The sequence below is a fragment of the Pantoea sp. E956-1 genome (assembly GCF_982223955.1).
In genome coordinates this window covers 1,060,313-1,074,247 of the sequence record NZ_CEUYZP010000001.1, presented here as the reverse complement: position 1 = coordinate 1,074,247, position 13,935 = coordinate 1,060,313, and the positions used below count along the sequence as shown (strand labels likewise).

At 56.5% G+C, this 13,935-nt stretch carries 12 protein-coding genes and 1 tRNA gene; 4 read left to right on the top strand and 9 right to left on the bottom strand.

The features are described 5' to 3' along the window. Positions 1–7: 7 nt before the first annotated feature. From AC0T7J_RS05270 to AC0T7J_RS05260, 3 genes are all read right to left on the bottom strand, one after another. Positions 8–84 (bottom strand) — tRNA-Pro (locus tag AC0T7J_RS05270). Positions 85–157: 73 nt separating this feature from the next. Beyond that, positions 158–1,912, bottom strand: coding sequence for an LPS biosynthesis-modulating metalloenzyme YejM (gene yejM / locus AC0T7J_RS05265; RefSeq protein ID WP_473792640.1), 1,755 nt, complete (start codon positions 1,910–1,912; stop codon positions 158–160). Positions 1,913–1,934: 22 nt separating this feature from the next. Beyond that, positions 1,935–2,162: a YejL family protein gene (locus tag AC0T7J_RS05260; RefSeq protein WP_010248348.1), complete on the bottom strand. Its 228-nt coding sequence runs from the start codon at positions 2,160–2,162 to the stop codon at positions 1,935–1,937. Positions 2,163–2,320: 158 nt separating this feature from the next. Here AC0T7J_RS05260 and yejK point away from each other — a divergent pair, with 158 nt between their 5' ends. Next, the gene (gene yejK, locus AC0T7J_RS05255; protein ID WP_473792638.1) at positions 2,321–3,325 is read left to right on the top strand and encodes a nucleoid-associated protein YejK; all 1,005 of its coding nucleotides are present in this window, start codon (positions 2,321–2,323) and stop codon (positions 3,323–3,325) included. 119 nt (positions 3,326–3,444) lie between these two features. Here yejK and rplY read toward each other — a convergent pair whose 3' ends face one another. After that, on the bottom strand, positions 3,445–3,729 hold the full coding sequence (rplY, locus tag AC0T7J_RS05250) for a 50S ribosomal protein L25 (protein ID WP_003854168.1): 285 nt from the start codon (positions 3,727–3,729) through the stop codon (positions 3,445–3,447). A 176-nt stretch (positions 3,730–3,905) separates the two neighbouring features. Then, positions 3,906–5,660, bottom strand: coding sequence for a DNA repair helicase RadD (radD, locus tag AC0T7J_RS05245; RefSeq protein ID WP_010248344.1), 1,755 nt, complete (start codon positions 5,658–5,660; stop codon positions 3,906–3,908). 155 nt (positions 5,661–5,815) lie between these two features. Here radD and rsuA point away from each other — a divergent pair, with 155 nt between their 5' ends. From rsuA to AC0T7J_RS05230, 3 genes are all read left to right on the top strand, one after another. Next, positions 5,816–6,535 carry a 16S rRNA pseudouridine(516) synthase RsuA gene (rsuA, locus tag AC0T7J_RS05240; protein WP_473792635.1) on the top strand — a complete coding sequence of 240 codons (720 nt, stop codon included), beginning with the start codon at positions 5,816–5,818 and terminating at the stop codon, positions 6,533–6,535. 49 nt (positions 6,536–6,584) lie between these two features. Then, positions 6,585–7,781: a Bcr/CflA family multidrug efflux MFS transporter gene (locus AC0T7J_RS05235; RefSeq protein WP_010248339.1), complete on the top strand. Its 1,197-nt coding sequence runs from the start codon at positions 6,585–6,587 to the stop codon at positions 7,779–7,781. A gap of 291 nt (positions 7,782–8,072) precedes the next feature. Continuing rightward, positions 8,073–8,393 (top strand): YejG family protein, encoded by a 321-nt coding sequence (locus tag AC0T7J_RS05230; protein WP_473792633.1) that lies wholly within the window; start codon positions 8,073–8,075, stop codon positions 8,391–8,393. On the opposite strand, the gene yejF is transcribed toward AC0T7J_RS05230, so the two are convergent. Genes yejF through AC0T7J_RS05210 form a run of 4 tightly spaced genes read right to left on the bottom strand, consistent with a single transcriptional unit; the run spans position 8,380 to position 13,918 of the window. Next, the gene (yejF, locus tag AC0T7J_RS05225) at positions 8,380–9,984 is read right to left on the bottom strand and encodes a microcin C ABC transporter ATP-binding protein YejF (RefSeq protein WP_473792631.1); all 1,605 of its coding nucleotides are present in this window, start codon (positions 9,982–9,984) and stop codon (positions 8,380–8,382) included. The two genes, AC0T7J_RS05230 and yejF, sit on opposite strands and share 14 nt — an antisense overlap. Then, a complete protein-coding gene (locus AC0T7J_RS05220) occupies positions 9,985–11,007 on the bottom strand; it encodes an ABC transporter permease (RefSeq protein ID WP_473792630.1) in 1,023 nt (340 codons plus the stop codon). After that, positions 11,004–12,098 carry a microcin C ABC transporter permease YejB gene (locus tag AC0T7J_RS05215; RefSeq protein WP_473792628.1) on the bottom strand — a complete coding sequence of 365 codons (1,095 nt, stop codon included), beginning with the start codon at positions 12,096–12,098 and terminating at the stop codon, positions 11,004–11,006. The genes AC0T7J_RS05220 and AC0T7J_RS05215 overlap by 4 nt, the downstream gene beginning before the upstream one ends. Before the next feature lie 11 nt (positions 12,099–12,109). After that, on the bottom strand, positions 12,110–13,918 hold the full coding sequence (locus AC0T7J_RS05210) for an extracellular solute-binding protein (RefSeq protein ID WP_473792626.1): 1,809 nt from the start codon (positions 13,916–13,918) through the stop codon (positions 12,110–12,112). Positions 13,919–13,935 lie beyond the last annotated feature (17 nt).

The window sequence follows — 13,935 nt, the reverse complement described above, 5'->3', positions numbered from 1 at the left end:
GAGAATTTGGTCGGCACGAGAGGATTTGAACCTCCGACCCCGGACACCCCATGACCGTGCGCTACCAGGCTGCGCTACGTGCCGAACACTGGAGGATTAGTCTACTGGTTATCACCATTAATGCAAGATACCTGCAGACTATTTGCCTGATTATTAATCAGTTAGCGATAAAGCGCTTCTCTTCAGTTAATACCTGCAACAGCAGTGCCAGTTCTGGCTTGTGATCTTTCAGAGCGTTGCCCTGCGCATCATAAGCGCGATAGCTGCCGTTGTTGTTGAGCACCAGCGTCACCTGCGGCGTGGTAATCACCAGCTTATTCTCTTCACTGCTGACCACCCAGTCATGGCGACGGCGTGCAGCAAACAGATCCTCACCCTGAGAGTAGTTCACCGGATTGGTTTGCACATGCAGCAGTCGCTGCATCAGCGTCGCCATCACATCCTGATGATCAGAAAGGCGATCAATGGACTGCGCGGGCGTATCAGGCCAGTGAATCACTAACGGCACCTGCAACGTCTGGCGGTTTCCGGCGCTGTCAGAATTACCTTCCAGGGCCAGTCCACGCTGCGCCGTAATCACCACCACCGTATTTTTCAGTAAATCACGCGCCTGCAGGCTGTTGAGCACCGCGTGGATCTGCTCATCAACCGCCGGGGCCTGACGCAGATAGCTGCGCTGACGCGCTTTGGCACTGTCGCCGGTGACGTCCGGGCCGTTCAGGGCAATCCATGAGAACCACGGCGCCTGTGAACCTTCCTGTTTCGCCAGCCAGTTCTGCCATTGCGCCACAGTGCTGGCGTTGGGCTGGCTTGTGGTTGCAGGCAGTGAATAATCAGTCAGCAACGCCTGGCGGTAGAGCGGCGGATTAAAGCCTTCCGAGGAGAAGAGGCCAAACTGATAACCCTGAGTACTTAACGCGCCCAGCAGGGCCGACGGCGTTCGGGACGCCAGAATACCGTTCATGTAGCTGGATGATATCCCATAGAACAGGCCAAACAACCCTTTCTCCGGCGTATCACCCGCGCTGTAATGCTGGGTAAAACGCACGTTCTCGCTGGCGAACTGATTAAGCTGCGGCAGCGCTTTGGCCAGCGTGGCGTTGTTCAGACCATCAACCGTCAGCACCAGCAGGTTGTTGCGTGTGCCGGCATCACGGAATGTAATCTCGCTCAGCGGATACTCTACTGCCACTGCTTCCGGGTCGCCCTGCTGAATCAGCCGACGCTGATACTCCTGCGCATCCAGCAGACCATGACGCTCAAGGAAGCGGCGGGCGGTCATCGGGTAGGAGAGCGGCAGGTTGGCACGCTGCATGGTAATCGGACGATAGAAATTGGCATCGGCCCAGATATACATCAGGTGGCTGGCAAAGAAGGCACTGATAAACAGGGCGGCAACAGGCTTACCAAACGAACGGCGATTCAGGCTGCGAAGCTTTTGCCAGCTCCAGGTCGCAAACAGCATCTCAACCAGGAAAATCAGCGGCACGCTGATAAACATCAGCTGCCAGTCGCGCGCCATCTCGCTCTGATCAGGGTTAATGACCAGCTCCCACACCACCGGATTCAGGTGCAGGTGGAAGCGGCTGAACACCGCACTGTCGACCATCACCAGCGTCAGCCCGGCGGTAGCGACCACTGCGGACAACACCCGCATCAGCCGTTGCGACATCACCACAAAGGTCAGCGGGAAGATAATCAGCAGATAGGCGGCAAAAACGACAAAACTGAAGTGGCCAACCCAGCTGGTATAGGCGTAGATGCGCCCCGCCAGCGAAGAAGGCCAGTCGGCGACCAACAGGTAGCGACTGCCTAAAATCAGCGCGAATAAGATGTTAAACAGAGCAAACCAGTGACCCCAACTGATCATCTGGGAAACTTTTTCGCGGTAGCGCTGCCGGTTGGTTACCATATTATGAAGTCAAATCAGCCAATTAATGGGCGTTATCGTCACGCACAGACGCCTGAAGGGCATCGGCGAAGGATCGTGCCAGTGAACGACGTTGCGCCGGAGCGACATCGCTGTTAATTAAGTTGGTCACCATATTTCCCAGAACCATCAGGGAGAGATCGGTGGGGGCTTTATCCTTGTGCAGGATTTGGGCCATTTCCGCGAGGAGTTGTTCCACGCGTTCGTCACTGTAACGGGATGATTGTGCCATATCGTCGTCTAAGCTCATTTCAAAAGGCGATATATTACCGGAACAGCGCACTTTTTACCGCAATTTTATCGAAAGCAGCACGTTCGCTATACGCATGGAGTTGAAAGCCGATGCTGGCGGTGTTTGAATACGCGCCTGTGCTAAAAGGAGAGTCTACCATGAGTCTGGATATCGACCAGATTGCCCTGCATCAGTTAATTAAACGCGATGAAAACCAGCTTGAACTGGCGCTGCGCGATTCGCTGCTGCCTGCCACCAACACGGTCAACGCGATGGTGGAGGAGTTACACCGGGTTTATAGCGCAAAAAGCAAAGCCTATGGCCTGTTCAATGCAGAGAGTGAACTGGCAGAAGCGCTGCGTAATTGTCGTAAGGGCAACGATGATTTTCTCGCTTTTAGCCGTGCCGCGACCGGTCGTCTGCGCGATGAGCTTGCAAAATACCCCTTCGCTGAAGGCGGTGTGGTGCTGTTTATTCACTACCGCTATCTGGCGGTGGAATACCTGCTGATTGCGGTGCTGAACAGCCAGTCCAGCATGCGCGTCAACGAGCAGATGGATATCAGCAGCACCCACTATCTCGACATCAATCATGCCGATATCGTGGCACGCATCGATTTAACCGAGTGGGAAACTAATCAGGAATCGACCCGTTATCTGACTTTCCTGCGTGGCCGCGTCGGACGTAAAGTGGCTGATTTCTTTATGGACTTCCTGGGTGCCGAAGTGGGATTAGACACCAAGGCGCAGAACCGCGGTCTGTTGCAGGCGGTAGATGATTACTGCAACGAATCGGAACTGGATAAGCAGGAGCGGCAGAACTATCGCCAGCAGGTCTACAGCTACTGCAACGAGCAGCTGCAGGCGGGCGAGGAGATTGCGCTGGAAGAGTTGTCGAGCGAACTGCCACCGCTGGGTGAAAAAACGTTCCAGGCCTTTACCCAGGAGCAGGGGTATGAGCTGGAAGAGAGCTTCCCGGCGGATCGCAGTACCCTGCGCCAGCTGACGAAGTTTGCCGGAAGCGGCGGGGGACTAACCCTGAACTTCGATGCGATGTTACTGGGCGAACGCATTTTCTGGGATCCGGCAACGGACACCCTGACGATTAAGGGCACACCACCCAATCTGCGCGATCAGCTGCAGCGCCGTACCAGCAGCAAATAAAAAAGCCGGGCTTAGCCCGGCTTTCATTCACTGAACGTGGCGGTCATTTTCACCTGGTCGCGCCAAAAGAAAAGGGCCGGTTTCGCAACCGGCCCTTCTGCTTTCAACGAAGTTCGCGATTAAGCGCGAACGAAGTCGATGTGAAACAGTTTTGGCTTGAACGGGTGACGCTGAACAGCCTGAACTTTCACTTTAGTTTCTTTACCGTCAACTGACAGGGTCAGCACTTCGTCGTAGAAACCTGGCTTAGATTGCAGGTTCATTACGGAGTCGTGATCCAGGTCGATGGCAACAGCCGCTTCAGAACCACCATAGATGATGGCCGGGAAACGGTTTGCTGTACGCAGGCGGCGGCTCGCACCCTTACCCTGCTCTTTACGTTCTACTGCATTGATAGTGAGCATTAATATCTCTCTTTATTTAATTCCTGCTACAGGCGACCCAGTAACAGGCTGGTTATTCAATACCGCTGATGCACATGCAAAAGCGGGCGGCAGTATAGCCGTTATGCCAGGTGGTAGCAAACGATATACCCGCCAGCCGGGTTCGGCATCCGGTTAGCCGGGCCCGTTAGCACTCTCTAGCGCAGCTCATTGGCGCGGCGATAGCGCCCCTGATAATCGAACATTTTTTCGCGGATCTGCCAGAACTGACCTTTGGCCCGCGCCACCACAAAGTCCGGATGACGCAGCAGCGGCTGCAGCGCCAGCACGTCAGCGGCGCTCTGCCAGCCCAGCGGCACGCCGGGCGCGCGCTGATGCGGGCGCATAAAGAGCTGTTCAAACGCTTTGCGCTGGGCCGGTGTCTGCAGACGAAACCGTTCGCTGACGCTGGTGCCTTCCTCGTCATAATAGGTTGCCTTGAGCCATTCACCTTTGGCATCACGGCCCTGTTCCAGCGTCATGCCGCCACAGCGCAGCACCAGCGCATCTTTAAGCTTCAGCGCCGCTTTGAGCATATCGTCAGGATCGACCAGAATTTTGTCGCACTGGTGACAGCGCCGGGCGGCAATATCATTCTCTGCGCCGCAGTCGGGGCAGCTTTTAAAGCGGAAGCGAAAGTCACACTGTTCGCGCTCGCCCTCATCATCTTCCAGCACGCCCTGACAGCGTCGGCCAAAATGCTCGATAACCATGCCATCTTCGGTCGCCTTGCCCCAGAAGGTGTTGGCGAACCCGCAGGCGGGACAAAAAACCTGTACCGGCTGATTGTCACTGGCCCCTTTGGGCGCGCCGACTTCGGGCGTAAAGAGATCGTGCGGATTACCGGCATAATCCAGGATCAGACAGTCGGTTTTGCCGGGCGAGAGCCGCAGACCGCGTCCGACGATTTGCTGATAGAGGCTGACCGACTCGGTCGGGCGCAGAATCGCAATCAGGTCAACGTGCGGCGCATCAAACCCGGTGGTCAGTACCGCCACGTTCACCAGGAATTTTAGCTGCTGCGCTTTAAAGGCCAGAATCAGGGCATCGCGCTCTCTGGCAGGCGTTTCGGCTGACACCAGCGCGCTGTTAGCGGGCAGCAGCCGCAAAATTTCATGCGCATGCTCCACCGTTGAGGCAAAAATCATCACCCCCAGCCGATCTTCAGCAAACTCCACGATCTGACGGATAATATGGGGCGTCACGCGCTGCTGCTGTTTCAGTTCACGATTAAGATCGGCTTCGCTGAACAAGCCGCTGCTTTGTGCCGTCAGGCGGCTGAAGTCATACTGCACCACCGGCATATCCAGTCGCTCCGGCGGCACCAGAAACTGATGCTTAATCATGTAGCGCAGCGGCAATTCATAGATACAGTCGCGAAACAGCGATTTTTCATCGCCACGCACCATGCCGTGATAGTGGAACTGATAAATCCAGCCTTTACCCAGCCGGAAAGGCGTGGCGGTCAGGCCCAGTAAACGCAGTTGCGGATTATGCTGACGCAGATGATTGAAGATCTGCTGATACTGACTCTCTTTATCATCACCGATACGGTGGCACTCATCGACAATCACCAGTGAAAAGGCGCTGTCGAACTGGTCGAGGTTACGCGCCACTGACTGCACGCTGCCAAACACCACTTTGCGTTGACTCTCTTTACGCTGCAGTCCGGCGGCAAAGATATCCGCCTCCAGCCCGTAAGCCTGATATTTACTGTGGTTCTGCGCCACCAGCTCTTTGACGTGCGCCAGCACCAGCACCCGGCCACGCGCCAGCCGTGCCAGCTCGGCAATGACCAGGCTCTTTCCGGCACCGGTCGGCAGCACAATGACTGCAGGCTGTTGATGACGACGGAAATGCGCCACGGTGGCATTCACCGCATCCTGTTGATAGGGACGTAAGGTAAAAGACATGATGCTCACTTTTGCAAAACTGGGGGTAATTATGCCATGAAAGTGCGGTAAACGCGCTGTCAGGCTGGCGCGGATCACGTTATACTTCCCGCACATTTTCAACGGTTAACCAGGCCGTTTCAGATTCCCTCCGCAGTAACAGGCAAAACGAATTCATGCGACTCGACAAATTCATCTCTCAGCAACTGGAAATCAGCCGCGCCATCGCCCATCGCGAGATCCGTGGCCAGCGTGTCACCGTTAACGGGGAAATCGTACGCGATACCGCGTTTAAACTGCTGCCCGATCACGAAGTCGTCTATGACGGCAACGTACTGCAGATGCAGACCGGTCCACGCTACTTTATGCTGAACAAACCGCAGGGTTACGTCTGCTCAACCGACGATCCCGATCATCCCACCATCATCTATTTCATTGAAGAACCGATGTCATTCAAACTGCACGCGGCGGGGCGTCTTGATATCGACACCACCGGACTGGTGCTGCTGACAGATGATGGCCAGTGGTCACACCGTATTACCTCGCCACGTCATCACTGCGAGAAAACCTATCGTGTCACCCTGGAATCGCCGGTCAGTGACGACACCGCCGCACAATTTACGGCGGGCGTGCAACTGCACAACGAGAAGAGCCTGACTAAACCGGCTCAGCTGGAGGTGATCACCCCGACAGACGTGCGGCTGACACTGAGCGAAGGGCGTTATCACCAGGTCAAAAGGATGTTTGCGGCAGTCGGCAATCGGGTCATTGAGCTGCATCGCGAACGTATCGGTGACATCGTGCTGGACGGCGATCTGGAACCGGGCGAATACCGCGCGCTGACAGACGAAGAGATCGCCAGCATCGGTGTACCAAAAGAGCTGCAGACAAAATAACCGGGCGGGCCAGGCGGCCCGTACCAGACTTATTCGTGCAGGAGAAAGTGTGCGTAAGGAAAAGAACTCGCCAACAGGACTGGTTGTCATCCTCGGTCTGTTAGCCATGCTGATGCCGTTGTCGATCGACATGTATCTGCCCGCCATGCCGCAGATTGCACGCGAATTTGGCGTTTCAGCCGGTAGCGTGCAGATGTCGCTCAACCTCTACATTCTTGGCTTCGCGATTGGCCAGCTCATCTATGGGCCGCTGGCAGACAGCTATGGGCGTAAGCCGGTGATTGCGCTCGGCACCCTGATCTTTGCCTGCGCCGCCGCGGCCTGTGCGCTGTCGCAAACCATCGATCAGCTGATTACGATGCGCTTTCTGCATGGCCTGTCGGCTGCCGCAGCCAGTGTGGTGATCAACGCGTTAATGCGTGACAGTTACTCGAAAGAGGACTTCTCCCGCATGATGTCCTTTGTGATGCTGATTACCACCATTGCGCCGCTTCTGGCACCGATCATCGGCGGCTGGCTGCTGGTGCTGTGGAGCTGGCACGCCATCTTCTGGGCGCTCGCGGGCGCGGCGTTAGTCACGACCGTGCTGGTGACCACGCAGATCCGTGAAACCCTGAAGCCGGAGCAGCGACAGCGGTTTCATCTGCGTACTACGCTCGGCAATTTCGTAACGCTGTTTCGCCACAAACGCGCGTTCAGCTACATGCTGTCGAGCGGGTTCTCCTTTGCCGGGCTGTTTACCTTTCTCAATGCCGGTCCCTTTGTTTACATCGAACTGAATCACGTTTCACCGCAAAACTTTGGCTACTACTTTGGCCTCAATGTGGTGTTTCTGTTTGTACTGACGCTGATTAACAGCCGCGCCGTGCGCCGCTTTGGCCCGGTGGCGATGTTCCGGATGGGCCTGCTGATACAGTTCTGTATGGGGATCTGGCTGCTGCTGGTCAGCGCCTTCAGCCTCGGCTTTTTGCCGCTGGTGATGGGGATCGCGATGTTTATCGGTTGCGTATCGATGGTCTCATCGAATGCGATGGCGGTGATTCTGGATGAGTTTCCGCATATGGCGGGGACGGCATCGTCGCTGGCGGGCACCCTGCGTTTTGGCGTCGGGGCGTTTGTCGGCGCGCTGCTGTCGCTGGTGAGTTTCAACAGCGCCTGGCCAATGGTCGGCACGATTGCACTGTGCGCGACAATCTCTCTGCTGCTCTTTTTCTACGCTTCACGTCCCCGCACTGCGTCCCGATAATCGGGCGCAGTGGTTTCCCTCTGCAATGACCTGCCGTCTTGCACGCCGCCTGATTTTGTTTCGATATTGTGAAAATCTTTAGTTAAAAAAGTAATCAAAATGGAGCTAAAATGATTGTTAACGGCGTGTGAACGCGGTACATATAGGCTGAAGTGCGATGTAAGTCGCAAAAATGCGCTTCTGCAATCCACACGGCGGGCCTTAAAACCCTGTCCGGACTCAGCGGTTATCAACCGCTTTCAGCTGGGCTGCTCTGTGTTGCGACATACACTCATCCGGGGAGAGTAAACTATGCTGCAACTTTCGATTGTGCATCGTCTGCCACAGCGTTTTCGCTGGGCCAGCGATCACCACAGTGCTATCGAATCCGATGACACAACGCTGGACGAGCAGGATTTCGTTGCGCTGCGATTGATCAGCCATGACGGCATTCCGGCGTGGGAGATCCTCCAGCAGCTTAAAGAGGTCCTGGCGGATATTCAGGTCGATTGCAAAGTAGCCGAGTGCGAAGGACAGCCCTGTCTGTTCATTCAGCGTCGTGACGAAAGCGCCACCAACTGCTGCCTGAAAAATCAGGGCGTAGCGATTGCCGAAACCTTTATCGCAGGTTGAGTTGCGCCGACTGCAGTAACTCGCGGGTATATTCTGCCACGGGTGAAGTAAATAACCTTTCACACTCTCCCTGTTCCACCACGTCTCCCTGACGCAGCACAATAAGCTGGTGACACAGGGCGCGCACCACATCCAGATCGTGACTGATAAACAGATAACTGAGCTGCCGCTGCTGCTGTAAGCGACGTAACAGCGTCAGAATCTGCTTCTGTACCGTGCGATCCAGCGATGAGGTCGGTTCATCCAGCACCAGCAACTCTGGTTCCAGAATCACTGCCCGCGCAATGGCAATACGCTGTCGCTGACCGCCAGAAAATTCGGCCGGATAACGATGGCGACTTTCCGCTTCCAGCCCCACCTCCGCCATCACCGTGATAACACGCTGCTCCTGTTGCGCACGGCTAAGTTCGGGCTGATGTACCGCAAGCCCTTCCGCAATGATCTGCTGCACTGTCATACGCGGATTCAGTGAAGAGTTGGGATCCTGAAACACCACCTGAATGCGCTGACGCAGCGGCAATAACTGACCACGTGACAGCTGATGCAGCGGCTGGCCGTCAAACCAGACTTCGCCGCGCGAGGCAATCAGCCGCAGCAGCGCCAGCCCGGTGGTGCTTTTACCGGAGCCAGACTCGCCGACCAGCCCCAGACTTTCGCCGCGCCGCAGGCTAAAACTCAGCCCGGAAAGCACCTGTTTTTCACGAGCCTGCCGCCGGAACAGCCCGTGTCGCAGCGGAAAACTGACCTGAAGATTATCGACCCGAAGAATGACCGGCGCGTCTGCAGGCAGCGGCACCGCTTTTCCTTCTGGCTCAGCGGCCAGCAACTGCTGGCTGTATGGATGTTGCGGGTGATTCAGCAGGGTCTGGCAGCGGTTCTGTTCGACGATGTGACCCTTGCGCATCACGCTGACGTTATCCGCCAGCTGACGCACGATATTCAGGTTATGGGTGATAAACAGCATGCCCATATTCAGCTCTCGCTGCAGTTCGCGCAGCAGCGTCAGGATCTGCGCCTGCACCGTCACATCCAGCGCGGTGGTCGGCTCATCGGCAATCAGCAACTGAGGCTCGGTCAGCAGCGCCATGGCGATCATCACCCGCTGACGTTCCCCGCCCGAAAGCTGGTGGGGGAAATCATTGAGCCGGGCGGCGGGCTGTCGTATTCCGACCCGATCAAGCACGCTGAGAATTTCACCGCGTGCCGCCGGACGACGCAAACCGCGATGCAGCGACAGCACTTCATACAGCTGCTTCTCTACGGTGTGCAGCGGATTAAGCGATACCATCGGCTCCTGAAAAATCATCGCAATCTGGTTACCGCGGATCCCGCGCAGACGCTGCTCGCGCGCGCGCAGCAGATCTTCACCGTTAAACAGAATCTCGCCGCGGGGATAAACCACCGCAGCCTCATGCAGCAGTCGCATCACCGATAGTGCTGTGACGCTCTTGCCGGAACCCGACTCGCCCACCAGCGCCAGCGTTTCGCCCGCGTCGATGCGCAGTGACACGTCATTGACCACCTGGCGAGGCGTCTCGCCCTGACGAAAGGCGACCGAGAGATGATTGATGGCAAGCAATGGCGTGTTCATTCAGGCTCCTTTGCCCGGATCAAAAGCGTCGCGTACCGCTTCGCCAATAAAAATCAGCAGCGAAAGCAGGATCGCCAGGGTGAAAAAGCCCGCCAGGCCTAACCAGGGAGCCTGCAGGTTATTTTTGCCCTGTAGCAGTAACTCGCCCAGCGAGGGCGAACCCAGCGGCAGGCCAAAGCCGAGAAAGTCGAGAGAGGTCAGCGTGGTAATCGATCCGCACAGAATAAACGGCAGAAAGGTCAGGGTGGCGACCATGGCGTTAGGCAGCATGTGTCGCAGCATAATCCGGCCGTCGCTGACCCCCAGCGCCTGCGCCGCACGGATGTAATCAAAGTTTCGGATACGCAGAAACTCGGCCCGGACCACGCTGACCAGGCTCATCCAGCCGAACGCCACGGTGACCAGCAGCAGCCACCAGAAACCCGGCTGGATCACGCTGGAGAGGAGAATCAGCAGAAACAGCGCAGGCATGCCGGACCAGACTTCAATCAGCCGCTGCCCAATCAGGTCAATTTTGCCGCCGAAATAACCCTGCAGCGCGCCGACCACAATTCCGATGACGCTGGAGAAGAGTGTCAGCATCAGTCCGAACAGCAGAGAAATGCGCGTGCCATAGAGCAGGCGGGCCATCACGTCGCCGCCGTTAGCATCCGTGCCGAGCCAGTTCTGCGCAGAGGGCGGAGAGGGGAAGGGCACCTCGGTGGCAAAGTTGATGGTGCTGTCGCTGAAACGAATCGGTGCCCATATGGCCCAGCCATTCTGCTCAATGCGCTGCTGCAGCCAGGGATCCTGGTAATCCGCCGCTGTTGCCAGTGCGCCACCATAGTCGGTTTCGCTGTAGTCAAACAGCAGTGGCACTGTCCAGCGCTGCTGGTAGTGGACCAGCAGTGGCTTGTCATTGGCAATCAGTTCGGCACCCATCGACAGCAGAAAGATGATCAGAAAGATCCACAGCGACCAGTAGCCGCGCCGGTTATGACGAAAGCGCTGCCAGCGCTGTTGATTCAGCGGAGAGAGTGTCATGAGCGGCTCCCGAAATCGATGCGCGGATCGACCAGCGTATAGGTGAGATCACTGAGAATATTCATCAGCAAGCCTATCAGCGTAAAAATATAGAGCGTGCCAAACATCACCGGATAGTCACGTTGCAGAGTCGCATCATAGCCGAGCAGCCCGAGTCCGTTGAGCGAGAACATAACCTCGATCAGCACCGAGCTGGTAAAGAACATGCTGATAAAGGTGGCGGGGAAGCTGGCGATCACCAGCAGCATCGCATTGCGAAACACATGGTGATAGAGAATACGGCGCTCCGGCACTCCTTTGGCGCGCGCAGTCACCACATAGAGCTTGCGGATCTCATCCAGAAACGCGTTTTTCGTCAGCATGGTCAGCGTGGCGAAGCCGCCGATCACCGTCGCCAGCACCGGCAGAGCGATATGCCAGAAGTAGTCCAGCACTTTGCCATACCAGGGCAGTGTGTCGTGATGCGCAGAGGTGAGCCCGCGCAGCGGAAACCAGTCCAGATAGCTGCCACCGGCAAACAGCACGATCAGCATGATGCCGAACAGAAAAGCCGGGATGGAGTAGCCAATAATAATAAAAGCACTGCTCCAGACATCAAAGGCGCTGCCATTACGCACCGCTTTGCGGATCCCCAGTGGAATCGACACCAGGTAGATGATCAGTGTGCTCCATAATCCCAGACTGATTGAAACCGGCAGGCTCTCTTTAATCAGCCCGATCACCGAGGCGCTGCGAAACAGGCTGTCGCCAAAATCCAGTCGCAGATAATTCCACAGCATCTCGCCATAACGCTGCCAGAGAGGTTTATCGAAACCGTAACGCTGTTTAATCTCAGCAATCACTTCGGGATCCAGCCCGCGAGCGCCCCGGTACTGATTATCGGCAGGATTGAGATGACTGACGCTGGCGCGTGAACCGGCGCTGTCTGCGCCGCTGCCGGGCAGACCGGTTGTCTGACCAAACTGAATGTTAGCCAGCGCCTGATCGACCGGTCCGCCGGGCGCGATTTGCACGATAAAAAAGTTCAGCGTGATGATCGCCCATAACGTCGGGATGATCAGCAGCAGTCTGCGCAGAAAGTAAGCGGCCAACAGTGGTCTCCTTAGCGTTTGCTGGCCGGCAGGCGTCCGGCTTTGTTTGTGTCGTACCACCAGTTTTCCAGTCCGACGCTGTAGGCGGGTTTGCGGGCAGGGTGAGAAAACTTATCCCAGTACGCCAGCCGCTGCTCTGCGTTGTACCACATCGGGATCATATACGCATTCCACAGCAGCACCCGGTCCAGCGCCTGGGCCAGCGGCCGCAGCGCGGCGGCATCACCCTGATGCGCCACAATCTGTTTGACGAAATGATCGACTACAGGCTCTTTGACCCGCGCGGTATTCCACGACGAGGCGATAAAGTCAGACTGCCAGAGGATCTGCAGACTGGAGGTCGGGATCGGCATCGCCCCATAGACCGTGGCAATCATGTCATAGTCGCCTTCGCGCAAGCGCCGCAGATACTGCGAATTGTCGATCTGCCGCAGGTTCAGCGTAATGCCAAGCCGGGAAAGGTTGTGCTGGAACGGTAACGCCCAGTCGGTATTGGTGCCACCGCGCAGCAGGAGTTCTATTTTAAACGGCTGGCCGGTTTTATCATTGACCAGACGGCGATTTTTAATCTGCCAGCCCGCCTGTTTCAGCAGGTCAGACGCTTTTAACAGGCTGGCGCGGTCATAGCCGCTGCCGTCGGTTTTGTGTGGCTGATAAGGCTGGCTGAACAGCTCAGGCGGCAGTTGCGCATGCCAGGGTTCAAGCAGCGCCAGTTGCTGTGCATCCGGCACGCCGCTGGCGGCATATTCGGTGTTCTGAAAATAGCTGCTGGCGCGGTGCCAGGCACCGTAATAGAGCGCCTTGTTCATCCACTCGAAATCGAACATCAGTGACAGCGCCTGACGCACGCGGCGATCCTGGAACAGTGGTTTTTCATTGTTGAATGCCAGCCAGCGGGTATCGATAGCGGCATTGTTGGGCGTGGTCTCTTTGACGATGCTGCCATCGTCAAAATTGCGGCCGCGATACTGGGTAGCCCATTTCTTTGCCGATGTCTCTTCACGCAGATCGTAAGCACCCGCCTTGAAGGCTTCAAATGCTACATTGTCATCCAGATAGTAGTCATAACGCATTCGATCAAAATTAAACCGTCCGCGATTGACCGGCAGATCGGCGGCCCAGTAATCTTTCACCCGGGTGAACTCAATAAACTGTCCCAGCTTCCAGCGGGTGATGCGATAGGGTCCGCTCGACAAGGGTGGCTCGCTTAACGGCTCATTAAACTTCTTATCGCGCCAGAAGGACTCTGCGATAACCGGCAGCGTCAGTAAGCCAAGCAGCAGATCTTTATCCGGCTTCTGTGCGTCAATGCGCACGGTGAGATCGTTCAGTGCTTTAACGGTCACGCCGCGGTAGGCGACGCGAAATTGAGGCACGCCCTCGGTCATGAATTTCTGAAAGGTGAACGCCGCGTCGCGGGCGGTTATTGGTGCGCCATTCTGAAAACGGGCGCGGGGATTAAGGCGGATCTCAATCCACGTAAAATCGCTGGCGTAGCGTGCTGATTCGGCAATCAGCGGATAATAACTACCAGGTTCATCGTCTGAGCTGGTGTAAAGACCGTCATAAAGCGTACCGGTGTTAATGCCCGGATTACCGCGTGAAGCGTAGCGATTGAAATTGTCGTAAGTGCCCACCACCGCCATGGTAATACTGCCGCCTTTGGGAGCACGGGGATCGGCGTAGTCGTAATGGCTGAAGCCGGGTGGATATTTCGCTTCACCGGCCTGGGTGAACGCGTAGCTGTGCTGGACAGAGGCCGCCAGCAGCGGGGTGCTGAGCAGGCCGCACAGCAGCAGAAATCCGGAACGAAACAGCATGCACTCTCCTGTCAGAT